This is a genomic window from Rhodophyticola porphyridii (assembly GCF_003688285.1).
In the GTDB taxonomy this organism is placed as follows: Bacteria; Pseudomonadota; Alphaproteobacteria; order Rhodobacterales; family Rhodobacteraceae; genus Rhodophyticola; species Rhodophyticola porphyridii.
The window spans coordinates 119,124-142,200 of sequence record NZ_RCNT01000006.1; the positions used below are offsets into that span (position 1 = coordinate 119,124).

General features: G+C 65.7%; 20 protein-coding genes. 12 read left to right on the forward strand and 8 right to left on the reverse strand.

Translation table 11 applies throughout. The annotated features are described in order from the left end of the window. Positions 1-12 precede the first annotated feature (12 nt). Entirely contained in the window at positions 13-1,593 is a 1,581-nt protein-coding gene (locus D9R08_RS12680) for an ABC transporter substrate-binding protein (RefSeq protein WP_121898429.1), read from the reverse strand. 35 nt (positions 1,594-1,628) lie between these two features. After that, positions 1,629-2,525, reverse strand: coding sequence for a MurR/RpiR family transcriptional regulator (locus D9R08_RS12685; RefSeq protein WP_121898430.1), 897 nt, complete (start codon positions 2,523-2,525; stop codon positions 1,629-1,631). Between the two features lie 148 nt (positions 2,526-2,673). Between D9R08_RS12685 and D9R08_RS12690 the strand changes: the two genes are divergently transcribed. Continuing rightward, complete coding sequence (locus D9R08_RS12690; RefSeq protein ID WP_121898431.1) at positions 2,674-3,807, forward strand: NAD(P)/FAD-dependent oxidoreductase; 1,134 nt, start codon at positions 2,674-2,676, stop codon at positions 3,805-3,807. 24 nt (positions 3,808-3,831) lie between these two features. Here D9R08_RS12690 and D9R08_RS12695 read toward each other — a convergent pair whose 3' ends face one another. From D9R08_RS12695 to D9R08_RS12715, 5 genes are all read right to left on the reverse strand, one after another. After that, on the reverse strand, positions 3,832-4,659 hold the full coding sequence (locus tag D9R08_RS12695) for a DUF6544 family protein (RefSeq protein ID WP_121898432.1): 828 nt from the start codon (positions 4,657-4,659) through the stop codon (positions 3,832-3,834). Positions 4,660-4,764: 105 nt separating this feature from the next. Beyond that, entirely contained in the window at positions 4,765-5,976 is a 1,212-nt protein-coding gene (locus tag D9R08_RS12700; protein ID WP_121898433.1) for an efflux RND transporter periplasmic adaptor subunit, read from the reverse strand. Positions 5,977-5,981: 5 nt separating this feature from the next. Next, complete coding sequence (locus D9R08_RS12705; RefSeq protein ID WP_121898596.1) at positions 5,982-8,345, reverse strand: ABC transporter permease; 2,364 nt, start codon at positions 8,343-8,345, stop codon at positions 5,982-5,984. 5 nt (positions 8,346-8,350) lie between these two features. Then, entirely contained in the window at positions 8,351-9,058 is a 708-nt protein-coding gene (locus tag D9R08_RS12710; protein ID WP_121898434.1) for an ABC transporter ATP-binding protein, read from the reverse strand. A gap of 145 nt (positions 9,059-9,203) precedes the next feature. After that, entirely contained in the window at positions 9,204-11,471 is a 2,268-nt protein-coding gene (locus D9R08_RS12715) for a beta propeller repeat protein (protein ID WP_121898435.1), read from the reverse strand. Between the two features lie 223 nt (positions 11,472-11,694). Between D9R08_RS12715 and D9R08_RS12720 the strand changes: the two genes are divergently transcribed. The 7 genes from D9R08_RS12720 (at position 11,695) to D9R08_RS12750 (ending at position 19,522) form a co-directional block, all read left to right on the forward strand. Continuing rightward, positions 11,695-13,464 (forward strand): IlvD/Edd family dehydratase, encoded by a 1,770-nt coding sequence (locus tag D9R08_RS12720; RefSeq protein ID WP_121898436.1) that lies wholly within the window; start codon positions 11,695-11,697, stop codon positions 13,462-13,464. A 198-nt stretch (positions 13,465-13,662) separates the two neighbouring features. Then, entirely contained in the window at positions 13,663-15,039 is a 1,377-nt protein-coding gene (locus D9R08_RS12725) for a bifunctional enoyl-CoA hydratase/phosphate acetyltransferase (protein WP_121898437.1), read from the forward strand. Next, complete coding sequence (locus D9R08_RS12730) at positions 15,036-16,214, forward strand: acetate/propionate family kinase (protein WP_121898438.1); 1,179 nt, start codon at positions 15,036-15,038, stop codon at positions 16,212-16,214. The genes D9R08_RS12725 and D9R08_RS12730 overlap by 4 nt, the downstream gene beginning before the upstream one ends. Before the next feature lie 88 nt (positions 16,215-16,302). Continuing rightward, positions 16,303-16,752, forward strand: coding sequence for a DUF1499 domain-containing protein (locus tag D9R08_RS12735; protein ID WP_121898439.1), 450 nt, complete (start codon positions 16,303-16,305; stop codon positions 16,750-16,752). 31 nt (positions 16,753-16,783) lie between these two features. Next, positions 16,784-17,839: a peptide chain release factor 1 gene (gene prfA, locus D9R08_RS12740; RefSeq protein ID WP_121898440.1), complete on the forward strand. Its 1,056-nt coding sequence runs from the start codon at positions 16,784-16,786 to the stop codon at positions 17,837-17,839. Further along, positions 17,836-18,678 carry a peptide chain release factor N(5)-glutamine methyltransferase gene (prmC, locus tag D9R08_RS12745; RefSeq protein WP_233557453.1) on the forward strand — a complete coding sequence of 281 codons (843 nt, stop codon included), beginning with the start codon at positions 17,836-17,838 and terminating at the stop codon, positions 18,676-18,678. Before prfA ends, prmC begins: the two co-directional genes overlap by 4 nt. Before the next feature lie 241 nt (positions 18,679-18,919). After that, positions 18,920-19,522, forward strand: a complete 603-nt coding sequence (locus tag D9R08_RS12750; protein ID WP_121898441.1) for a DUF4167 domain-containing protein — start codon at positions 18,920-18,922, stop codon at positions 19,520-19,522. 7 nt (positions 19,523-19,529) lie between these two features. Here the strand turns inward: D9R08_RS12750 and rsmA are convergent, their stop codons facing one another. Beyond that, complete coding sequence (gene rsmA / locus D9R08_RS12755; RefSeq protein ID WP_121898442.1) at positions 19,530-20,372, reverse strand: 16S rRNA (adenine(1518)-N(6)/adenine(1519)-N(6))-dimethyltransferase RsmA; 843 nt, start codon at positions 20,370-20,372, stop codon at positions 19,530-19,532. Positions 20,373-20,538: 166 nt separating this feature from the next. Between rsmA and D9R08_RS12760 the strand changes: the two genes are divergently transcribed. Genes D9R08_RS12760 through D9R08_RS12775 form a run of 4 tightly spaced genes read left to right on the forward strand, consistent with a single transcriptional unit; the run spans position 20,539 to position 23,065 of the window. Further along, entirely contained in the window at positions 20,539-20,985 is a 447-nt protein-coding gene (locus tag D9R08_RS12760; RefSeq protein ID WP_121898443.1) for a hypothetical protein, read from the forward strand. A 23-nt stretch (positions 20,986-21,008) separates the two neighbouring features. After that, complete coding sequence (locus D9R08_RS12765) at positions 21,009-21,341, forward strand: hypothetical protein (protein ID WP_121898444.1); 333 nt, start codon at positions 21,009-21,011, stop codon at positions 21,339-21,341. After that, a complete protein-coding gene (locus tag D9R08_RS12770; protein WP_121898445.1) occupies positions 21,334-21,864 on the forward strand; it encodes a phospholipase D-like domain-containing protein in 531 nt (176 codons plus the stop codon). The genes D9R08_RS12765 and D9R08_RS12770 overlap by 8 nt, the downstream gene beginning before the upstream one ends. Next, positions 21,851-23,065 carry a phospholipase D-like domain-containing protein gene (locus tag D9R08_RS12775; protein ID WP_121898446.1) on the forward strand — a complete coding sequence of 405 codons (1,215 nt, stop codon included), beginning with the start codon at positions 21,851-21,853 and terminating at the stop codon, positions 23,063-23,065. The genes D9R08_RS12770 and D9R08_RS12775 overlap by 14 nt, the downstream gene beginning before the upstream one ends. The last annotated feature ends 12 nt before the right edge of the window (positions 23,066-23,077 follow it).

Genomic DNA, 23,077 nt, shown 5'->3' on the forward strand with positions numbered 1-23,077 from the left:
GGTTTCAGAGGCTTATTCGACGATCTGGATATCCATGAACGACTGGCCACGGAACCGTGAGCCGCGCACCGGATCGGGCACGGTGATCGCATCGCTGTTGAAGGCGATGTTCTGGGTCGGCTGATAGATCGGCACGAAGAGATGCTGCGACAGGACATATTCGTGATAGGCGGTGAAATTCGCAATCCGCTCGGCGGAGGTGCTGCTTTCCGTCATCGCAATGTCGTTCAGGCGCTGGCCTTCCTCATCCTGCCACATCGACACGTTCGGATAGCCCAGACGATTGCCGCTGAAGAACCAGTCCAGGATGTCCGAGTTGTTCCAGTCATAGCTCCGCACCGCAAGTTGGTGGGTGTTGTTGCGGTATTCGTCGCGGATGGTGGAACTGTCGAATACCGTGATGATCGCCTCCATCCCGATCTCGCCCAGTTGCGCCTGCACAACCTGCGTCAGGCGGGTGAGTTCCGTCGTGTTGGCGGTGTAAAGCCTGACCGTCAGGCGCTCGTCGCCCATCACGCGCACCCCGTCATTGCCCATGACCCATCCGGCCTCTTCCAGCAGTTCGCGCGCGCGGGCGGGGTTGTAGGTGACGTTGAGCGCCGGGTCGACATTCGCCTCTGGCAGGGACGAGATCAGGAAGTTATGCGCCGGCGCGCCGACGCCGTTATAGATCGCCGCGACGATCCCCTCCTGATCGATGGCCATGCCCGTCGCCTGACGCACCAGGATGTTGTCGAAGGGCGGCGCGGTCACATTGATCGGCATATAGCTGATGCCGACGCCGGGCATCTGGATGATCTGGATATTGGCCTCGGCTTCCAGGATCTGGAGGAAGTCCGTGGGCACACCCAACAGCAGGTCGATCCCGCCGGTTCGCAATTCCAGAAACGCGGTGGACTGGTCGGGGATCTCGCGGAAGGTAAAGGTCTCGATATGGCCCGGTCCGGTGTTCTCCGACAGATCCGAACCCCAGGTGTAATCCTCGTTGCGGACCAGAACGGTCTCAAGACCGATTTCGAAACTCTGAAGCTCGTAGGGCCCGGTACCTACCGCCGCCGTCACGCCGAAATTGTCGCCCAGTTCCGCAAAGGCCGTGGGACTCGGAATGCCCATGAAGGCGCTGGCGAGGTTGTACAGAAGGTTCGGTTCCGGCCGATCCATGTTGAAACGCACGGTCAGATCGTCGATCACGTCGACCGACCCGATGGCTTCCACCAGATATTCGTTCTCTGTGCCCGCGTAGCTTGCGATCCAGGATTGGACGGCGGCGGCGTTGAACGGCGTGTCGTCATGAAAAGTCACCCCCTCCAGCAACGAGAAGGTCCAGGCCATGCCGTCCGCGGTTTCCTCCCAGGAGGTCGCCAGATGCGGGTGATAGGATTGGTCGGCGTCCTGCTCCACCAGCCGGTCGTAGATCAGCGATGTGGCGGTGTTGAGTGTGCTGGCCGCGACGGGATTGTAGGCCGTGGCCCCCAACTCGCTTGCGGAAAAGGCGATGGAGACGTTCTGCGCCATCGCGGCGCCAGAAAACAGCAAACCGGCAGCTACGATAGCCGATCCTGATAGAATTTGGGTCTTGGTCGAATATCGCATGGCAGATTTTCCCTGTTATATAATTATGTGCAGACTTACGTTGTGCGGTGGCCCTCCGCGCGCGGGTTGGCCGGGTCGCCGACATGGCCCGTGAAACGCCCATAGAGCCGGGCGATCCTGTTCATCCGTTCCTCGACTTCGGGGCCGAGTTCGAGGAACACACCATTGACCAGCAGATTGGCGAGGCTGGCCATCTGGGCGGTGGATTCCCAGAACAGATTGACCGCCGTGGGCACCACGAACATCTCGGTGGAAACCTCATGACCCCAGTCGCAATAGGGATCGGTGATCAGCGTGACCGGAATGCCGGCGGCCTTGGCCTCCCTGGCCAGCAACTGCGCGTGGCGCGAGTATCGCCGCGCCTCGAAAATCACCAGTGCCGCGTCGCCGTCCGACATCGCCAGAACCTCGGCGAAATTGCCGGCGGCAAGATCCAGCAGATGCACGTCTTCTCGCAGGTATTGCAGTTGATTGACGAAGATCTGGGCCATGCCGCGCTCGGTCTGGAAACCTGCGGCAAAAACCCGGCGCGCGCCAGCCAGTCGCTTGACCGCGCGGTGCCAGTCCGGGCTGTGGGCGGCCTCGTAAACAGCGACCAGAGCCGCCATTTCAAGCTCCAGCCCTCGGGCCAGCTGGTCCTCGCCGGCCTGGGTGCGGGCCTGCAGGTCACGCAGACGGTCGCCGATTAGCCAGGGCTGATCGCCCATATCGTTCTTGAGGTTCTTCTTGAGATCCTTGAATCCGTCATAGCCGATGGAGCGGCAGAAACGGCCCACGGTCGGCTCGCTCACCCCCACCTTCGCGGCAAGGCTCGCGGCCGTCTCGAACGGAAGGGTGCTCATATCGGACAGCATGTAGCCGGCCAGCGCGCGATCCGCCTTGGAGGCGGTTGCCAGCGCCTCGTTCAGGCGGTCGCGCAAAGGTCTGGACATGAAGTCTCCCTGTCAGTTCCCTCAAATAAGAAATAAAACTTTCATAAAGTCAACGCTTTTAGTTTTTCTTGCAAATCCGACGCAATAGGCGTCTTGTGGCCCGGTCGGCCACTTCTGGGCACCGGCGTGCCACAAAGGCTCAATCAGCATGATCCACGATTACCTTGTGATCGGCGGCGGGATCTCCGGCGCCTCCGTCGCCTATGAACTGGCCGATGCCGGCACCGTTCTGGTGCTGGAGTCCGAAACCGCGCTCGGCTATCACAGCACGGGCCGGTCGGCCGCACTCTTCACCCGGAATTACGGCGGCCCGGTGGTGCGCCGGATCAACGCGGCCAGCGCCCCGTTCTTCGTGGCCCCGCCCGCGGCATTCTGCGACAGCCCGCTTTTGACCCCGCGCGGCGCCCTGACCGTGGCCAGCGCCGATGCGCTGGACCGCCTGCCGGCGCTTCTGGCCCTCTCCGAGCCCGGAGAGGAAGTGGTCGAGATCACGCCGGAGGAGGCGCTGGCGCGGGTACCCTATCTGCGCCCGGAACGGCTTGCGGGCGCGATTTACGAGGCGAATGTCGCCGATATCGACGTGGCGGGCCTGCATCAGGCGTATCTCAAGGGGGCCCGCCGGCGCGGCTGCCTGATCGAAACCGGCGCCGGGGTGACGGGGCTGGAGCATGCCGCGGGTGTCTGGCAGGTCCGGACCGCGGGCCAGACCCATCGCGCGCGCATCGTCGTGAACGCCGCCGGGGCCTGGGCCGATCAGATCGGCGCAATGGCCGGGGCGGCATCGGTCGGGCTGGTGCCCATGCGCCGCACGGCGATCATCGTCGATGCGCCGGACGGGCTCGATCTGGCCTCAAGCCCCGCCGTCGATTTCGTGGCCACTGGCGCCTACATCAAGCCGGAGGCGGGCAAGCTGATGGCATCGCCCGGCGATGCGACGCCCACCACGCCGCAGGATGTGCGGCCCGAAGAGCTTGACATCGCCCATCTGGCCCATTGGATCGAGACCGAGACCCTGATCCCCGTGCGCCGCATTTCCCATTCCTGGGCCGGCCTGCGATCCTTCACCGCCGACGGGGCGCCGGTCGTGGGGTTCGATCCGTGCATTCCCGGCTTCCTCTGGCTGGCGGGGCAGGGCGGCTACGGGATCATGATGGCGCCCGCCCTTGCGCGCTTCGCCGCGGGCCTTGCGCTGAACGGGGCGGCCACGCCGGACCCGTCTGAATTCGGTTTCGACGCAGAGAGCATTTCGCCGGCACGGATCGGCGCTGCGACGGACGGCTAAGCCGGGGCGAAGCTCGCCGTGCCCCTATCGCGCGTCGTATTGCGTCAGGCGCAGGTGGCCATAGGTGAAGGGTCCGTCCTCCAGATGCCAGATCGCGTCACCCTCGCTGGCAAGGCGCCATCCGTTGAAGTCCCGGTACGTGCCAAGCGGTGTGCTCCAGCGCAGAGGCCTCAGCGTGCCGTCCTTTTCCAGCCTACCCCGATCGTCGGACACGAAATCCACCAGTTCCCCGGCGGCGTTGAAGACCAGCTCCGCCGTCACCGTGTTCACCCCAAGCGCGAACCGCACCCGCGCGCGCCTGTCGTCGATGTCGCTCCATGACAGGCGCGGATCGACAAGCCGCGAGGGCGCGAAGAAGCACAGATCGTTCAGGATCGTGACCGTTTCGGTCCGGGTCAGGTCGGTGCCGCCGGTATCGACCACGTTGACCAGCCCCGCAAGGCGCACGCGCATCGTGGCACGGTCGCGGTCGAAATCATGCAGCACGGTCACGGGCAGGCCCTTCATCCGCGTGGTCATCAGGAACAGGCGCTCGGGCGTGTCGAAGCGCTCGTATTGCCGGACCTGGCCGGTCATGCCCGGCGCGCCCGGGGCATCGTACATCACGGCGTCGAAATGCATCATGATCTCGGTGACAACGGGCCGCCCCACCGATCCCGTCAGCGCGATATAGCGCCGGACCGGTGGCGGCAGATGGGCGATATCGGCCTCGCTGAGGGTTCTTTCGCTGCCACGGGGGACGGTCATCGCTTCGGCCCGTCGCGCCTCGAACACCCTCGTCAGGCTGGTCTTCCACATCGCGGCGGCCAGCAGCAGCGCCAGACCGGCAAGTATCGAAAGCGCCCAGATCATTGCCGTCATCCTCGTCTTTTCAGGCCGTGCCGCAGGGGTGGCGCGAACCCGGGGCCGCCGGCCACCGTCCCGGCGGCCTGGCCCGCACCCGCTGTTCCGGCTCCGCTACAACTCGGTCCGGTCGATCACCGGACTGCCATCGGCGATGTCGTCATTGGGGTGGGTAACCACCATCATGCCGGGCTCCAGACCGCCGGTCACTACGGCGAACCGGTCGCTGCGCCGGCCCAGCTCCACGATGATTTCGCGGGCGGTGCTGCCATCGGCCACGAAAACGGCCCAGTCTTCCCCGCGCCTGAACAGTGCGCTCAGCGGCACCTGCAATACATCCTCCGCCTGCCATTCGATGATCCGAAGGAAGGTCGAAAACCCGTCGCCCAGCCCCGCGCGTTCCTCGGGCGGGGAGGTCAGGCGGAAAATCGCATCCACTCGCTGTTCCTCGATCCCAAGCGCGGAGATATGGGTGCGCGCCGACGGCTCCACCCGGTCCAGTTCCGCCATCAGCGGGTCCGGCCCGCCCCAGCGTTCCACGATCGCCACCGCACCGGGCGAGAGCCTCACCGCGTCCGACGACAGCAGATCGGCCACGATCTCCAGTTCGCCCGGGTTGCCGATCGACATCAGCGGCGCGCCTGCGGCCACCGGGCGTTCGCTGATATTCGCGACTGACAGAACCACCCCGTCCGCGGGCGCGACGATCTCGACACAGCAATCGCCATTGCCGGCATTTGCCGTCTCGGGCCCCATCAGCGCGGCGCGGGACCGCTCCAGCGTGCTCCGCGCGATGTCGATCCGCGCGGCGGCGGCCTCCACCGCGGCATCGGCGATCGCCAGCCGCTGGGTGACGTCCTCCATCGCCGTGATCGACGACACGCCCCGCTCCACCAGCACCTGCATCCGCTCGAACTGCATCTGCGCATAGGTCTGTTCTTCCTGCGCGCGGCGGTGATCGGTCTCTGCCACGTTCAGCGCGGCCTGCGCCTCCGCGATCGTGGCTTCGGCCTGCATGCGCGTCCGGCTGTCCAGCAGGCTGGGCGCCACCGGTTCCACCTCGGCGACAACGGTCTGCCCCGCAACCACAGTATCGCCCACCTGAACCGGCGATCTCAGCGCGGTTCCCGTGATCGGCGCGGCCACCTCGTAGATATCGCGGATCCGCGTCCGCCCGTCGGCATCCACGCTCACCTGCAACGGCCCGCTCGCGATCTCGTGCAGATCGACCGGGATCGGCTCGGTCCGGAACGTGACATAGAGCAGCGCGGCCAGAATGGCGCCGCCGACGACCAGGATGCCCAAGGTTCTGGGTTTCAGCGACATAGCCGTTACTCCCTTGTTTTCATGACGGAAACGAGATTGAGATTATCCAGCCTGCGGCGCACGATCAACGCCGAGGCAAGGGCCGCGGCCAGAACCACAAGGCTGGCGCGCGAGAAGATATCCGGGTTCAGGATCAGTGGCATCGAATAGATATCCGATGAAAACGCCCCCACCATGGCCTGCGCGATACCCGCGCCAATCAACCAGCCGATGGGCTGGGCCACCAGCGCCAGCAGCATCGTCTCGCCCACAAGCACGTAAGACACCTCGCCCCGCGAAAAGCCCAGAATACGCAGGCTGGCCAGTTCGCGGGCGCGCTCGCTCAACTGGATGCGCGCACCGTTATAGGCCACGCCCACGGTGATCAGCACCGCGATGACGATATAAACCGTGTTCATCACCACCACGTTTTCCCGGATCGTGTCCTGAAAGCTCCGGCGCGTGTCGTTCATCATGATCAGGCCGGACAGGCGCGGAATGTCCTTCAGGCGCGCATGCAGCGCGTCCAGTTCGTTGTCATCCAGCGTGACATTGACCACCGACATCTGCGGGCTTTGCCGGAAGACCTGGTTGAGATAATCCAGATCCGCATAGGCGCCCAGCCCGAAATACTGCTCAACCAGCCCGGTCACCACCATCTCATGGGTTTCGCGCCGGCCCGAGAGAAACTCGACTTCGACCGTATCGCCGATGCCAAGGTGAAGCTGACTGGCCAGCCGCTCCGACAGAAGCATGCCGCCGGGCTCTGCGGTGCTGACCTCGCCATCGGCGCCGATCACCCGGCTCAGATCCGTACCGGGGCGCCGGGCCTCCACGGCGAGGCTTTTTTCCAGCGGGCCGTTTCGCAGGATCGCGGGCAGATATTGCTGCGGCTCGGCCTGCAGGACACCGGGCAGGCGGCGCACCTCGGCAATCGTGGTTTCCGGCACGTTCTCGGTGAACAGCAACATCGCGTCCTGCCGGTTCGACTGGTAGAACGCCACATCGACGATGTTTTCCAGCGCGTCGTTCACGAAGGAGGCGGCCACGACTGAGGCCACCGCGAAGCCCAGCCCCAGACAGGTCATCGCGCTGCGCCCGGGCCAGCGGAAAAAGCTGCGCAGGATCATCACAGTCGGCTGCGACAGGCGCAGTCTGGCCATGGCCACATCGATCACGCTGCGCTTGAAACGCGGCGGGGCGGGGGGCTGCATCGCGATGGCGGGGGCCAGCCGCGCCGCCGCCAGCGCCGCGCGTGCGGCGCCCAGCATCGTCGTCACAAGCGCCGCAAGACCCGAGATCGCATAGACCCAGCCCGGCACCCGGAACAGAAGATAGGGAAAGTCGAAGAACTCGGCGTATTGCACAGCCATTCCGCGCGCAAGCCATGTGCCCGCGCCCCAGCCGATGGCGATGCCGACAACGGCGATGAAGCCCGCCAGAAGCAGGTAATGCAGACAGATTTCCAGATCAGAATACCCGATCGCCTTCAGCAGACCTATCTCGGAGCGCTCCAGCGCCACGATCCGGCCCATCACCATGCTGACCAGAAACGCCGCGATGGCGAAGAAGATCGGCGGCACCACCATCGCCATGCCCCGCAACTGCGCGATCTCGGAGGTGACGAAACTGTCGCTGATCTGCTGCGCCCGGCCGTAGGCGCCCAGCCCGCCATAGGGCTCGGCAAGCCGGTCCAGCTCGTCGATCACCTCCTCCTCGCTTGCATCCTGGGTGATCCGGACCGACAGGTTGTTGAACGCCCCCTCCATATCGAAGGCGGCGGCCACGGCGCGTTCCGGCATCCAGATGATGCCGAACCCCTCGTTGTCGGGCATCATGCCGCCGGGGCTGATCGTGTAGATGTATTCGGGGCTGAGCGCGGTTCCCACGATGCGCAACTCGCGCCGCTGCCCGTTCAGGTTGGCATGAAAGACCGAGCCGATCTCGAACCCGTTGGCTTCGGCGAAAGGTTCGTTGACCATCACGTCACGGGTGGAGGTGGGCGCCGGGTATGCGCCCGAGCGCAGGAGCGGCACATTCAGCAGCGGGTCGTCATCCTCGGGCCAGGACAGGATCTGCCCCACCGCGCTTTCGCTGCGCCCCTCGATATCCAGGATCGCCGCGCCGACGACCCGCGGCTCGATCGCATAAACGCCTTCGATCGCGCGCAGTTCCGGCAGCAGCGTCTCAGGCGCGCGCCGGGTGTCGAGCCAGACATCCCCGAACCGGTTGCGCTCGTAATAGGCGGCGCGGGTGTCGTCCAGCGCCTGATACATCCCGAAGGAAGTCAGCAGCAATGCCACCCCGCAGGACAGGACCAGCGCAATCGCCACCGCCTGAACCCAAAGGCGCCTGAAGTCGCGGAACAGCTTCTTGTCGAGTGCCTGCATCCCGCTCACCACACGATCTCGTGGGGGGCGATCCGGGTCTCGTTCACATGGACCTCGTTGATCTTGCCGTCCTGGAACTGGATCACCCGATGCGCCATCTGCTGGATCGCCGCGTTATGGGTGATCACCGCCGTGGTGGTGCCGAACTGATCGTTGATCGTCTTCAGCACCTCCAGAACCTGCACCCCGGTCTTGCTGTCCAGCGCGCCGGTGGGCTCGTCGCAAAGCAACACCTCGGGCCGCTTCGCGATGGCCCGCGCAATGGCCACGCGCTGCTGCTCGCCGCCCGACATCTCCGACGGGAAATGATCCAGCCGGTGGCCCAGCCCGACCAGATCCAGAGCCTCGGCCGCGGGCATCGGGTCGGGGGCCACATCGGTGACAAGCTGCACATTCTCCTGTGCGGTCAGGGATGGCACCAGATTGTAGAACTGGAAGACGAACCCCACATGGTCGCGCCGGAACCGGGTCAGCCCGCGGTCGTTCAGATCCGTCAGCTCCAGATCGCGAAACCAGACCCGCCCGTCCGTGACATGGTCCAGCCCGCCCAGAATGTTCAGCAGGGTCGATTTGCCCGAACCCGACGGGCCCAGAAGCACGGCCAGTTCACCGGCATAGAGCTCAAGGCTGACGCCGGCCAGCGCATAGACCTTCACCTCGCCGGTGTCGTAAACCTTGGTAATGTCTTCGGTTCTGAAGATGACCTCGGCCATTGCCGGCTCCCGTTTCCACCCTGTCGCGCCTGCGTTGTAACAGATAGGTGCCCGGACGAATTGACTTGGCTCAATCCCGAAGACGGGAACGTAGCGTCATGCGCAGGATCACGCCGCTGGTTTCGTGGCCGTCCGGGGCGGGGGCTCAGCTCCGGTTGGCAACCGCCTGCACGATCGCCGCGGCCTGATCCGACGGCAGATTGCCCTTGCCGAACTCCACCTTGTCGGCGGCCAGGGCGTCAGCATATTTCAGCAGTGTTTCCGCGTTCAGCCCGCCTTTCTGATCCATCGCCATCACAAGCGTGTCGGCACGCGAATAGTGAAATCCGGCCAAACGCAGATTGTAGCGGTATAGCCCGCTGAGTGTCGCCAGAAGGAACAGAAGCAGGATGCCCGGGGGCAATTGCGCCGCCACCAGAGACCATGGCGAGGGCTGATCCGCACGGACTTGAGCTTCCCAGCCTTGCAGGCAGGCCAGCGTGATCGCGTCCGCATCCGCCTCTGCAATTCCGCGCGGCTCGGGTGGCGTTGCCCAGTTCGTCGCCCCGCGGCAGGTTGCCATGAACCCCGCGAAACTCTCCCGCTGGCGCTCCAGAAGCAGCAGACTGTGCGGGAAGTCGTTCAGGCGTTGCAACTCGGCGTCAGTACTGATCTGAAGGTCGGTCAGCACGTCGCGCTGCGCGGTGATCACACCCACGGCCTGCCGCAACTCCGAGATGTCTGCCGAGCCACGCACCTGGTTCGGCAGACGGTCGATGAAGCCCGCCAGTGCAATGTCGCCCGCGGCGCCGGGCGGCAGGTCCAGCGCCGCGAAGGCGTCGCGCCATCGCCAGTCGATGCGGATGAACCCGTCCTCGCCATAGATCAGAAAGTCCCCGTCGCCCAGGGAGAGGCCGCCGCCATAGGTGAACTGGGTCGTGCGCTCGGCATCAGCGACGAGGGGCAGGGCAATGGCCTGCACGGGCGCGCGCGGCGTGGACGCATAGGCCGCGCTGCCATTGCCCCCGAACAGAACGAAGGCGGTGCCATCCGTGGCGTTGCCGTAAAGGTAATCATCCAGGATGTCGTCGATCGTCTCGAAGGTCCGGCCACCGTCTGCCGATCGTGCGATGCTGCCCGCCGCGCCGTGCAGGATCACCGTGTCCTCAAATGCCAGATGCCCGTAGTAGATGCTTGGCGCACCGGGGGCGGGCCCGAAACCGCGAAGGGCATCGACCGACCGATAGGCAGGGTTGACCTGCCCCGAATAGACCACCACGGCCTGGGGCGTAGCCAGGATCGTGTTGGGCAGATTGCCGATCTCGGCGCTGGCCTCGAAGCTTGCGCCGCCGTCCCGCGAGGTAACGACCGCGTTGTTGACCAGAGCATAGACGCGCTCGCCCATTACCACGGCATCGGCCCCGCAGCATTCGCCCGCGGTCTCGGGCGGCAGGGAGCCGCTTTCGATAGTGCCGCCGCGGGCCGACAGAAGCACGTAGCCCTGACCTTGCCCCGATAGCAGAAGCCAGCCCGCCGGCGCATCGACCGCGACCGTGACCGGCCCGTCCAGGTCGATTTCGAGCGCGTCGATCCGTGGCCCTCCCGCCGCGTCCTCGTCGATGCGGAAAAGTCGTCCGGCCGGCCCCGCGAACACGGGCACGCCGGCGTCGAGATAGCCGCCGACGATGGTGTCCGTGGTCCCCGTCTCGAACCGTTCGAACCAGTCGCGGGGGGCCCGCGTCCACAGGATCGTGCCGTCGTTGCCGAACAGGTAGAGCGTACTCTCGGAAACAAGGCTTCCGGTCAGGTGAAGCGGGCTGTCTTCGTTCTGCGGGGGGCCGGGAAAAAAGACCGGCTCGGCCTGGGCCGGATCGTTACGAAAGACCAGCGCACCCCGCGCATTTCCGAACAGCACCGTCTGGCCCGCGAACTCAACATGGTTGCTGAACCCCTGAAGCGGGCCGCCGAACCGTTCCCCCACGCGGATTTCCCGCAAGCTGTCCGCGCCGTCCGGCAGAAAGGCCAGCCGGTCGCTGCGGCCGTAGAAGACAGTCCCCCCGCTTGTCCTGACATGCCCGGCGGGCGACATCAGTGGGCCGCGCAGGAGCGTCGCGACCGGTCGCGCGGCCAAGGCGTCGGCCAGTTGCCGGCTTTGCACGGCGCGCTCGGTGTCCAGCGCGGCATTGCCCGCATCGATCGACTGCTGGGTGTCCAGGAACGTCTCCCGCCGACCGTCCACGAATTGCGACCAGAAGGGCAGGCCGAGGTAATAGACCAATCCCACCAGAATGGTCAGAACCAGCGCCCGGAAGATCAGGTTGGCGCGCCGCTCATAGGATGCGCCGCGGTCTTTCAGGCGTTCGACGATCCGCAGAACAGGCGACGCGTCCACCGGCTGGGCGAGATTGTCCAGATCGGCCTCTGTCCCGGACATGCCGTTTCCTCTTGAAAGCAATCAACTCAATGGGCGAAACTATGCCGATCGGCCGGAAATCAGGTCAAGGGTAATCTGTTTCGCCGCATTCCAAGGCACGCGCCGGGCGCGTAGGTCCCGAACCGCGTCTTCGAGATCACACTGTTGTTCTTGCGGCCCGCCGGGTATGTAGGTCCAGAGGTCTCACAATGCGGCCCGTGGTTTCATTATTCGGAACAAGCTCATGTCTGATACCCGTGCACATCGTCGCTATCGCAGCCAGGAATGGTTCGACAATCCCAACAACCCGGGCATGACCGCGCTCTATCTCGAACGCTACCAGAACCAGACCTTCACGCGGGGCGAACTGCAATCGGGCCGGCCCATCATCGGCATCGCGAATACCGGCTCCGATCTGGCGCCCTGCAACAAGATCCACGTCTTCCTGATGGACCGGATCAAGGCCGGCATCCGCGATGCGGGCGGCATCCCGATGGAATTTCCCGTCCACCCGATCCAGGAAACCGGCAAGCGGCCCACCGCCGCGCTCGACCGGAACCTGGCCTATCTGAGCCTTGTCGAGGTGCTGCACGGCTATCCGATCGACGGGGTTGTGCTGACCACAGGCTGCGACAAGACCACACCGGCGATGCTGATGGGGGCGGCCACAGTGGACATCCCCGCCATCGCGCTCAACGGCGGCCCGATGCTCGACGGCTGGTGGCAGGGCCGGCGCGCAGGCTCTGGCACAATCATCTGGGAAAGCCGCCGGCTCCTTGCCGAAGGCAAGATCGACTACGAGGAGTTCATGGACCGCGCCTGCGCCTCGGCACCGTCGCTCGGCCATTGCAACACGATGGGCACCGCCTCCACGATGAACGCACTGGCCGAGGCGCTTGGCATGACGCTGCCGGGATCTTCGGCCATTCCCGCCCCATTCCGCGAACGCATGGAAATGGCCTTCGCCACCGGCGCCCGTGCGGTCGGGATGGTCAACGAGGATCTGAAGCCGTCCCGGATCCTGACCCGCGCCGCCTTCGAAAACGCCATTCGCGTCAACACCGCCATCGGCGGTTCCACCAATGCGCCGCCGCATCTGCAGGCCATCGCGCGCCATGCGGGCGTGTCGCTCGACGTGACGGATTGGGAAGTGATCGGCCATGCGCTGCCGCTGCTGGTGAACATGCAACCCGCGGGCAGCTATCTGGGCGAAAGCTTCTATCGCGCGGGCGGCGTTCCGGCGGTGATGGGGGAGCTTCTGGCCGCCGGACATCTCGACGGGCAGGCGATGACCGCAAGCGGCAAACCCGTGTCCGAGGCGCTGGGCAGCGCGCGCAGCCTCGATCGCGACGTGATCCGCCCGGTCGATGACCCGCTGCGGGACAATGCGGGCTTTCTGGTGCTGTCGGGCAATCTTTTCGACAGCGCGCTGATGAAAACCTCCGTCATTTCCGACGATTTCCGCGCCCGGTTCCTGAAAGACGGCGTGTTCGAGGCCCGCGCGGTGGTGTTCGAGGGTCCCGAGGATTATCACAACCGCATCAACGACGCCTCTCTCGGCATCGATGAGACCAGCATTCTGTTCATCCGCAACGTGGGCTGCGTGGGCTATCCGGGCTCCGCCGAAGTGGTGAACATGCAGCCCCCCGATGCGCTGATCCAGGCGGGCATCCGGCATCTGCCCACGGTGGGCGACGGCCGCCAGTCGGGCACGTCGGAAAGCCCCTCGATCCTCAACGCCTCGCCCGAGGCTGTGGTAGGCGGCGGGCTGGCGCTTCTGCAAACCGGGGATCCGGTACGGCTCGATCTGAATGCAGGCACGCTCGATTGCACCATCGCGGCGGATGAATGGCGCGCCCGGCGTGCCGCCTGGACACCACCGGACCTGGAGCATCAGACCCCGTGGCAGGAAATCTATCGCACCCATGTGGGCCAGTTGGCGCAAGGCGGCTGTCTGGAACTGGCCACCGCGTATCAGCGCATCGCCCGGGTGCTGCCGCGCGACAACCACTGAGCGGGGCGGTGTCGGCGCATCCGGCCCGGTTCGCCTTCCGGGCCCGGGTCCGACGCCCCCGCGATATGTCGGCCGCCGGGAGGCTTGCGGCGGCAGGCCCGCCGCGCCCGGGCACAAAAAAACTGACTTGCGTCAAGGCAGTGTCGCAATTTTCCGGTAGGATACCCAGATAACAGGCGAGCAGAGACCGGAGGCAGAATGCCCAAATTCACGACCACTCCCTATGATGCGATCGAACCCGGGATGCAGGCCAGCCTGGAGCGGCTCTGCCTGGCCGACGATCTCTATGTCTTTGCCAATTCCAGCGGCAATCTCAACCCGATGCATCTGCCGAAGGAAGACGGCGACGGCGATGGCCGGCCCGAGGCCGTCGCCCCCTCGGCCTGGCTGGCGGCGCTGATCTCGGGCGTTCTGGGCAACCAGTTGCCCGGGCCGGGTACGCTTTACCTGGATCAGTCCCTGCGCTTTCTGGGCCGGGCCCATGCGGGCGATACGCTGACCGCCGCCGTGCGCGTGATCGAAAAGCTGCCCGAGAATGTGGTGCGTTTCGAGATCTGGGTCGATGGCCCCGAGGGCCGGATCGCCGAGGGAGAGGCCCGTGTCATCGCTCCCGCGGTGGTGCAGCATTTCGATGTGCACGACCTGCCCGGCCTGACCGTGCAGCGCCATGTGCATTTCGACCGGTTGCTGGAAATGGCGGCACCGCTGCCCGCGATCCCCACCAGCGTCGTGGCGCCCGAAACACCTGATGCGCTGATGGGTGCGCTTCTGGCGCGCGATCATACGCTGATCGACCCGATCCTCGTTGGCTCCGCCCGCAAGATCGCCGCCGCCGCCGAAGAGGCCGGCGGCGACCTGAGCGGGCTCGACATCATCGACATTCCCGATCACCGGGCCGCCGCGCTCCGGGCCGTGGCGCTGGTGCATGAAGGCCGGGCGCGCGCGGTGATGAAAGGCCATCTGCACACCGACCAGATCCTGCATGCGGTGCTGAAGAAAGAGGGTGGGCTGCGCACCAATCGCCGCCTGTCCCATGTCTTCGTGATGGACGTGCCGGGGCTGAACCATCTGCTCTTTGTGACCGACGCGGCGATCAACATCACGCCCGATCTGAGTTGCAAGATGTCCATCGTCCAGAACGCCATCGATCTTGCGCTGGCCCTTGGGGTGGAGCAGCCGAAGGTCGGGATCCTGTCGGCGGTGGAGACCGTGACCGCGTCGATCCCGTCGACGCTGGACGCGGCGATCCTGTCGAAAATGGCCGACCGGGGCCAGATCACCGGCGGTCTGGTGGATGGGCCGCTGGCGATGGATAACGCCGTCGATCTGGATGCCGCGCGGACCAAGGGCCTCAAGGGTCTGGTGGCGGGGCGGGCGGATATCCTTGTGGCTCCCAATATGGAATCCGGCAATATGCTGGCCAAGCAGCTCACCTTCCTTGCCCATGCGGAGGCGGGCGGCATCGTCATGGGCGCGCAGGTGCCGATCATCCTGACCAGCCGGGCCGACGACGACAAGGCGCGGCTGGCCTCCTGCGCCATCGCGGCGCTTTACGCGGCGGGCAAATCGCCATGAGCCGGCTGATCCTCACCCTGAACGCAGGCTCCTCCTCGATCAAGTTCGGGCTCTATGCCGCCGCCGCCGAACCGGTAGAGGAGGCGCGCGGCCAGATCGACGCGCTCGGCCCCGCGGCACGGCTGATCCTTGAGCCGCGCGGCGCCCCGCGGCAGGACACCGATCTCGGCCCGACCGATCACGCGGGCGGTGTGCAGGCGATCCTCGCTGCGCTGGCGCCGCTCACCGCCGGGCGACCCATCGCCGGCGTCGGCCACCGCGTGGTGCATGGCGGCCCCGATCTCGACGGGCCGCGGCAGATTGATATACCATTGTTATACCTTCTGCGCGGCTATGAACCGCTCGCGCCCCTGCATCAACCCCATAATCTGGCGGCGGTGGAGGCGGCACAGGCGGCCTTTCCCGAGGCGGTGCAGATCGCCTGTTTCGACACGGCGTTTCACCGTGGTCACCCATGGGTGAACGACACGTTCGCGCTGCCGCGCCGATACTACGACAATGGTGTGCGGCGCTACGGGTTCCACGGGCTCAGCTATGACTACGTGATGGGCGCGATGCGCCGGGACTGGCCGCGTCTGGCCGATGGTCGGGTGATCGTGGCGCATCTGGGCAACGGCGCCTCGATATGCGCGATCCGGCAGGGCCGCTCCGTGGGCTCGTCCATGGGATTTTCGGCGCTGGACGGGTTGCCGATGGGCACCCGCTCGGGTCAGCTCGATCCGGGCGTGTTGCTCTATATGATGCAGCGCGAAGGCCTGACCGCGGATCAGATCAGCGATCTTCTGTACCGCGAAAGCGGACTGAAAGGGCTGTCGGGCATCAGTCACGACATGCGGACCCTGCTGGAGAGCGACCGCAAGGAAGCGGCGGAAGCTATTGATTACTATGTCTTTCGTCTCCGGCGGGAGATCGGGGCGATGGCGGCGGTTCTGGGCGGGGTCGATGCGGTGGTCTTTACCGGCGGTATCGGTGAAAACGCGGCCCCGATCCGGTCGCGGGCCATTGCGGGGCTGGGTTTTCTGGGCCTCAGCATCGCGCCCGCCGCCAATGAGGTCAGCGCCCCGCGCATCGATGCGGGCCCGGTTCCGGTGCTGGTGGTGCCCACGGATGAGGAGCGCGTGATCGCGCGGGCGGTGGCGGGCTCCCTCGATGGTGCGGCCCGGGCTGCGGGATGACCCCGCCCCGGCAATAGCTTTTACGGTGCCCCCCTTGACGTTACGCGGCACGGCCGCAGGATGGCGGGCAGAGGTTCGGAGGGTTTGAATGCGTTTCATCGTCATTGCCGCGGGCATCGTTGCGGTTCTTTTCGCCGGCACCGCGATTGTCATGCGGCTGGTTCCGATGCCGGCCGAGATCTGGCATCTCGACCCCGCCGACGTCGCGCCGCCCGACACCCCGAATTTCGTTCTTCTGAGGGGCGATGAGGCCGTGACCCGGCCCGGCACCGTGGCCGACATATCCGCCCGCATCGATGAGATCGCCCGTGGTGACGGGGCGCGGCTGATCGGCGGGACCGTGGCGGAGGGGCACATGACCTATGTGCATCGCACGGCGCTCATGGGGTTTCCCGATGCGATCTCGATCCGCGTCCGCCCGGCGGAGGAGACGGGGCAGACCGCGATCGAGGTCTTCTCCCGCTCCCGCTTCGGCCACTCGGACATGGGCGTGAATGACAGGCGCGTGACCCGGTGGCTGGAACAGCTGGCCCCTTGACCTTTCCCGACGCTCAAGCGACACCGCGCAGATGCTGCCCACCGACCGCCTGCACCAGATCACGGACCGGTTCGAGTTTCTCGAAGCGCGCCTGAATGCCGGGCCGCAGGCCTCCGAGATCGCCGTGATCAGCCGCGAATATGCCGAGCTGAAGCCGATCGTGGAGCAGATTTCCGCTTATCATCAACTGCTTGCGGATGTCTCCGAAGCCGAGGCAATGCTGGCCGATCCCGAGATGAAGGCGCTGGCGGAGGAGGAATTGCCGGTTCTTCGCGCCGCGCTGCCCAAGGCGGAACAGGCGTTGCGTATCGCGCTATTGCCGCGTGACGCGGCGGATGCTCGACCCGCGATGATCGAGATCCGTCCCGGAACCGGCGGTGACGAGGCCGCACTTTTCGCCGCCGATCTGCTGCGCATGTATGAACGTTATGCCGAGGCCCATGGCTGGAAGCTGGAGATCATCGAGCAGAGCCTGACCGAGCTTGGCGGTATCAAGGAGGTGATCGGCCATGTCTCGGGGGAGGGGGTCTTTGCCCGGCTGAAATACGAAAGCGGCGTTCACCGGGTCCAGCGGGTGCCAAGCACTGAATCCGGTGGGCGCATCCACACATCGGCCGCGACGGTCGCGGTCCTGCCCGAGGCAGAGGAGGTCGATATCGACATTCCCGCCGCCGACATCCGGATCGACACGATGCGTGCGTCCGGCGCGGGCGGACAGCATGTGAACACCACCGACAGCGCTGTGCGGATCACCCATATCCCGTCGGGTATCGTCGTCACCAGTTCGGAGAAATCGCAGCACCGCAACCGGGAAATCGCCATGTCGGTTCTGCGGGCGCGGCTCTACGATCTGGAACGGCAGAGGATGGACGACGCCCGCGCCGCGGACCGGAAATCGCAGGTCGGCTCGGGCGACCGTTCCGAGCGGATCCGCACCTATAACTTCCCCCAGGGCCGGATGACGGACCATCGGATCAACCTGACGCTCTACAAGCTCGATCAGGTGATGCAGGGCGATCTGGACGAGGTGATCGACGCGCTGATCGCCGATGATCAGGCCCGCATGCTGGCGGAGATGGAGGGGTGACACCCCGGACGATCCAGACGGCCCTGACCGCAGGCCGCGACCGGCTGCGCGCGGCGGGGCTGGATGGGGCCGACCGGGACGCGCGCTGGCTCATGGCCGGTGCCCTGGGTGTCCCGCCCGATCGGGTGATCCTTCGGTTGCAGGATCCGTTGAGCGACCCGGCGGCGTGTTCCTTCGAAACCGCCATCGCCCGTCGGCTGGACCGCGAGCCGGTCAGCCATATCCTTGGCGGGCGCTGGTTTTACGGGCGCTGGTTCCGGGTGACGCGGGATGTTCTGGACCCGCGCCCGGAAACCGAAACGTTGGTCGATCTGGCCCTGAATGCGCCGTTTTCGACGGTGCTTGATCTGGGCACCGGCACGGGCTGCATCCTGCTCAGCCTTCTGGCGGAGCGGCCGGGGGCCACCGGGCTGGGTACGGATATCTCGCCAGAGGCCCTGGCGGTCGCGGAGCGGAACGCGACCGGACTGGGCCTGTCCGACAGGCTCGACCTGCGCCTGTCGGACTGGACTGCGGACGTCACTGGCAGGTTTGATCTGATCGTGTCGAACCCGCCCTATATCTCTGCCGCGGAAATGGCCGATCTGGCGCCCGATGTCCGCGACCACGAACCCCATCTTGCCCTGACCGATGGCGGTGACGGCCTTGCGGCCTATCGCGCGATCACGGCCGGGGCGCCGCATCATCTGGCGCGGGGCGGCCGGCTGCTTGTCGAGATCGGATGGACGCAAGGGCCTGCGGTTTCCGCCCTCTTCCGCGCGGCGGGGCTTGAAGAGATTGCCGTGCATTCCGATATGGATGGAAGGCCCCGGGTCGTCAGCGGACAGGCTCGCGCATGAGGTAAAGTGCGAAAACCGGCCAATTTGGGTAAAAAACAGCGTGCTGCCGTCACTTTGGCCTTGTTTTGGCCCGCATTGCGTGGTTACTCCCTACCCAACGGACGCAGATTGGCTTGGCTAATCGCCCGTGGTTTTGCCACAGAAACGGGTCACTCGATACTCGACCCAAGGCGCATGTATACGGGATCGGCACGGGGCTGATCCGATGCGGCCCTACCAGAACACTGGAACAGAAAAACCAATGAGATCATCGAAGAACCGCTCGCGGTCCAAGGGGAACCGGAACCGTTCCGTCGGCAATATCGTCAACCGTGTGTTTGACAGCTCGGGGCCCGAGGGCAAGGTGCGCGGCACCCCGCAGCAGATTATCGACAAATACAACCAGCTTGCCCGCGATGCACAGCTTTCCAACGACCGTGTCGCGACCGAGAATTTCCAGCAGCATGCGGAGCATTACACCCGTATGCTGAGTGAAGCGCAGCGCGAGATGGATGCGCGGCGCGAGGCGCAGGAAGCGCAGCAGAGTCAACAGAACCAGCAGCGCGATCAACGCCCGCCGCGGAATGACGACGGCCAGCAGGGCGATCAGCGACAGCAGTGGAACGACGATGGCGATCAGGGGAACACCCGCAACGCGCCGCAGTCGGACTCCGGCCTGGGCGACGTGATCGACACCGCATCCGCCGCCGATAGCGGTCTTGTGGAAACGCCCGAAAGCACCGGCAAGCCGAAACGCACCCGCGCCCGGCGCCCGCGCAAGGCCGATGCGGACAACGCAGCCGACGCCCCGGTGCAGGAGGCATCCGAGCCGAAGTCGGACAATCCTCAGGAAGCGGCCGAGTAAAGCCGGCTCAGTCCGCCGCGATCTGGCGGGCCAGCGCGCAGAAGCCTTCGATCGGAACCTGTTCGGCCCGATCCGTGGGCCGCAGCCCGGCGGCCAAGATCCGCGCCTCGATATCCGGGACAAGCCCCCTGAGCGCGGCGCGCAGCATCTTGCGCCGCTGGTTGAAGGCCTTGGCCACGACCCGTTGCAGCACATCCGGATCCGCGGGATAGCGCGGCTGCGGCAACGCGGTCAGATGCACCACGGCGGAACTGACCTTGGGCGGGGGAGTGAAGGCTTCGGGCGGCAATCCCATCACAACCCGCGCGTCGCAGCGCCATTGCGCCAGCACGGCCAGCCGCCCATAGGCCTTGCCGCCGGGCCGGGCCACGATCCGGTCTGCAACCTCGCGCTGGAACATCAGGGTCAGGCTGCCCCACAGCGGGGGCCAGACCGGCGGCGTCAGCCAGCGCACCAGCAATTCGGTCCCCACATTATAGGGCAGGTTCGCGACGATCTTGACGGGGGTCCGCAGATGCGCCGCCCAGTCCAGATCCAGCGCATCGGCATTCAGCACCTCAAGCCGGCCGGGATAGGCCGCCGCGATCTCGGCCAGGGCCGGCAGGCAGCGGGCGTCCTTTTCGACTGCGACCACGCGGCGCGCACCTTCGGCCAGCAATCCCCGCGTCAGCCCGCCGGGTCCGGGGCCGATCTCAAGAATGTCGCAGCCGGTCAGGTCGCCCGCGGACCGGGCGATTTTCGCGGTCAGATTCAGATCCAGAAGAAAATTCTGCCCAAGCGATTTTCGTGCGCTCAACCCATGTGCGGCGATAACCTCGCGCAGCGGGGGCAGGGTGTCGATACCGCTCATTTCGCGAAAATCCGATCATTTCGGCTCATCCCCTCTCATCGCAGGGCAGAGCGGGCCTTGTCGAGCGGCACCGGCATGTTTTTTGTAGGCCGATTGTGGTATAATTACGCCATAATATACGGCAAGTCTTTGATTTTAAGTGTGATTTATTGAGGTATGTGGTTCGTTGACCCGAAGTGATTTCGTAAACGCGTGGCCCGCAAGCACCCCCGATCAGCGCTTTTCCGCCTTCGTCGCTTGGATTGGCGATGCGTTGGCCAGCTACGACAGTCTGATCGGCCCGATCGACCTGCAACGCGATCCGGCGGCCAACCCAGTCCTTCAAACCGGCAGGATGAGCTATCGCCTGTCACCTGATCTGTTCACCCAAGGCGCGCCCGACGCAGCCGCGGATCTGGGTGATCTCATCATCGACCGGTCTGTCTATCTGGCGATGCGCGCCTGGGAGGAGAGGCAGAAGGAGAAACAGGAATGGGAGAAGGAGGCCCGCAAGCAGCGCGACAAGGAATACGAGAAGATGCTGAAAGACGCCAAGCCCAAGGGCAGCAAGGCGGGTTACGGGGATTATCTGCTTTATCTGCGGATGAAGGAGCTTGAGGGCGGATCGGGCTAGGCGGCGAACAGGGAGTTTTCCAGATGGCATTTGCAGAACTGAACGATCACCAGATGGAGGCCCTGACCACCCATGCGGCCGCGCGCAAGGCCCATACCCGCGCCGAGCTGATGCGGATGCTGGCCGAACTCAGGCTGGAATTCATCGAAGGCGCCGAAGAGGCCCTGCGATGCAGTCAGTGGTTGAGCGCGCAGTCCGACCTGGTACAGGCCGCCTATCGTCTGGAAGTCGCCAGCGCCCGCGCAGAGGAGGAGGCGCGGCGCGCCGACGCGCTTGTCTGGTTGGCCGAAACGCCCGATCTCATTGCATCGACGCGGGCCCGCGCGCTGCCGCAGGAGGGTGCATCGGATGGCTGATCCGGTGTTCGGCGTCACCGATGCCGGGGCCGCTCTGGTGCCCGACGAGACATATGGCGATGTTGCGCGCGGCATGATCGGGCGGGCCCGGGGATGCTGTCTTGCCACCTTGTTCATCGTCGATCTGGACCCGGCGGGCGACACCGATCTGCGGGTGGACGGCCTGGTGCAGGAGATGGCGGCGGCGGCATGGCGCGGGGTGGACGCACGGTTGATCGTCGGCGGCTCCCGCGTGAATGGCGATATTCTGGATATGGCGCGTCTGGCGCGGGCGCGGGCCCGGTCTTTGGGCCTGCCGTGCCGGATGGTGGCGACGACCGAGCAGATCTCGAACCATTCCAAGGTGTTGGTGGCCGACGGGGTCACGCTTCTGGGATCCCATAACTGGTCCCACGGCGCATTGACGGGCCAGCGGCAGGACAGTGTCGCGATCACTTCGGCGGCGTTCGCGGCCTATCAGCTGTCTCGCTTTGCCGCGCAATGGGCCACAGCGGGCGCGGAGGGGTTCGATGTTCCGGATTGATTGGCACGACGTAACGACGGGGGATGTGCTGGACGGGCTGCGTCAGATCGCCGGGGCGCCTGACAACGGGGCGGCGCGGGACGAACTGCTGCGGCCGCTTGTGGCGAGCATTCTGGCGCATGCGGGCGGCCTGCCGGTCACCGGGCAGCCATGGTCCGGGGCAGACTGCACCGCTGCCGGGCGTCTGCTTCTGACCGAGGCCGTGGCCGGGTTTCTTCGCCGCGCTCATGGCTATGGACCGGATCTGCCCGGCTGCGATCTAGGACCCGCGGCGGGGGTGCTGGAACGCACGCTGACCGCGGGCGCCCGCGTGGAGGCCAATCACGCCGATGCCGAGACGCTTGCCGCGCTGCCGGTGATCGGCCCGGCAACCGCCGCCCGCATTCTGAACGAACGCCGCGCGCGCGGGCCCTTTTCTTCCGCCAGCGAGCTTGCCGAGCGGGTCAGCGGGATCGGGCCGGCCGGCGCGGAGCGGCTGAACCTCATGCTGTCCTTCGATGGCCCGCAAATGCCGGGTGGTCGGGTGTCGGGCGATCTGGACGCGGATCTTCCCCGTCTGCTGGCCCTCTCTCCCGAACCGGATCCCGCCCGCCGTCTGGTCCGCATGCTGGAGGCGGTGGCCGGGTTCGTGGCGGCGGGTCCGCATCCGGCGACCGTGGCGGGGCGTCCGCGCGGCGATCTTCCGGTGGGCGATACCACGGCGCTTCCACAGATGCAGGCCTGCGAGCAGATCGAGGTACTGGAGGACGGCGCCTATTATCTGCGGCTGCAAACCCTGCTTGAAAAGGCCCGAACCCGGATCGATGTGGCCATGTTCTTCATGGCTTTCCCCGGTCCGACCCACCCGACCCGCGCGCTTCTGGAGCGGCTGGCGTCGGCACATGATACCGGCGTTGCCGTCCGGGTGCTGCTGGATCGGGACCGGGAGGATGATCCCTACCGGTCCCGCGTGATCAATGCGGAGGCGGCGGGGTTCCTGAAGTCGCGCGGCGTGCCCGTACGGATCGACCCGGAGGAGGTTCTGATGCATTCCAAGACGGTCGCGATTGATGGCAGGCTGGCGATTGTCGGCTCCCATAACTGGACCGCCGGGTCCTACTTTCGCTATCGCGACATGTCGGTGGCGATCACTTCTCAGGGGGTGGCGAATGATCTGCATGATCGGTTCGACGGCCTGTGGGCCCTCGGGGCGGACGCCTGAACCCGACGCCCG

What these genes read in the sequence shown, in the direction of transcription:
- D9R08_RS12680 (WP_121898429.1), bottom strand. Translation starts at nt 1,593, where the DNA reads ATGCGATATTCGACCAAGACCCAAATTCTATCAGGATCGGCTATCGTA.
- D9R08_RS12685 (WP_121898430.1), bottom strand. Translation starts at nt 2,525, where the DNA reads ATGTCCAGACCTTTGCGCGACCGCCTGAACGAGGCGCTGGCAACCGCC.
- D9R08_RS12690 (WP_121898431.1), top strand. Translation starts at nt 2,674, where the DNA reads ATGATCCACGATTACCTTGTGATCGGCGGCGGGATCTCCGGCGCCTCC.
- D9R08_RS12695 (WP_121898432.1), bottom strand. Translation starts at nt 4,659, where the DNA reads ATGATCTGGGCGCTTTCGATACTTGCCGGTCTGGCGCTGCTGCTGGCC.
- D9R08_RS12700 (WP_121898433.1), bottom strand. Translation starts at nt 5,976, where the DNA reads ATGTCGCTGAAACCCAGAACCTTGGGCATCCTGGTCGTCGGCGGCGCC.
- D9R08_RS12705 (WP_121898596.1), bottom strand. Translation starts at nt 8,345, where the DNA reads ATGCAGGCACTCGACAAGAAGCTGTTCCGCGACTTCAGGCGCCTTTGG.
- D9R08_RS12710 (WP_121898434.1), bottom strand. Translation starts at nt 9,058, where the DNA reads ATGGCCGAGGTCATCTTCAGAACCGAAGACATTACCAAGGTTTACGAC.
- D9R08_RS12715 (WP_121898435.1), bottom strand. Translation starts at nt 11,471, where the DNA reads ATGTCCGGGACAGAGGCCGATCTGGACAATCTCGCCCAGCCGGTGGAC.
- D9R08_RS12720 (WP_121898436.1), top strand. Translation starts at nt 11,695, where the DNA reads ATGTCTGATACCCGTGCACATCGTCGCTATCGCAGCCAGGAATGGTTC.
- D9R08_RS12725 (WP_121898437.1), top strand. Translation starts at nt 13,663, where the DNA reads ATGCCCAAATTCACGACCACTCCCTATGATGCGATCGAACCCGGGATG.
- D9R08_RS12730 (WP_121898438.1), top strand. Translation starts at nt 15,036, where the DNA reads ATGAGCCGGCTGATCCTCACCCTGAACGCAGGCTCCTCCTCGATCAAG.
- D9R08_RS12735 (WP_121898439.1), top strand. Translation starts at nt 16,303, where the DNA reads ATGCGTTTCATCGTCATTGCCGCGGGCATCGTTGCGGTTCTTTTCGCC.
- prfA (WP_121898440.1), top strand. Translation starts at nt 16,784, where the DNA reads ATGCTGCCCACCGACCGCCTGCACCAGATCACGGACCGGTTCGAGTTT.
- D9R08_RS12750 (WP_121898441.1), top strand. Translation starts at nt 18,920, where the DNA reads ATGAGATCATCGAAGAACCGCTCGCGGTCCAAGGGGAACCGGAACCGT.
- rsmA (WP_121898442.1), bottom strand. Translation starts at nt 20,372, where the DNA reads ATGAGCGGTATCGACACCCTGCCCCCGCTGCGCGAGGTTATCGCCGCA.
- D9R08_RS12765 (WP_121898444.1), top strand. Translation starts at nt 21,009, where the DNA reads ATGGCATTTGCAGAACTGAACGATCACCAGATGGAGGCCCTGACCACC.
- D9R08_RS12770 (WP_121898445.1), top strand. Translation starts at nt 21,334, where the DNA reads ATGGCTGATCCGGTGTTCGGCGTCACCGATGCCGGGGCCGCTCTGGTG.
- D9R08_RS12775 (WP_121898446.1), top strand. Translation starts at nt 21,851, where the DNA reads ATGTTCCGGATTGATTGGCACGACGTAACGACGGGGGATGTGCTGGAC.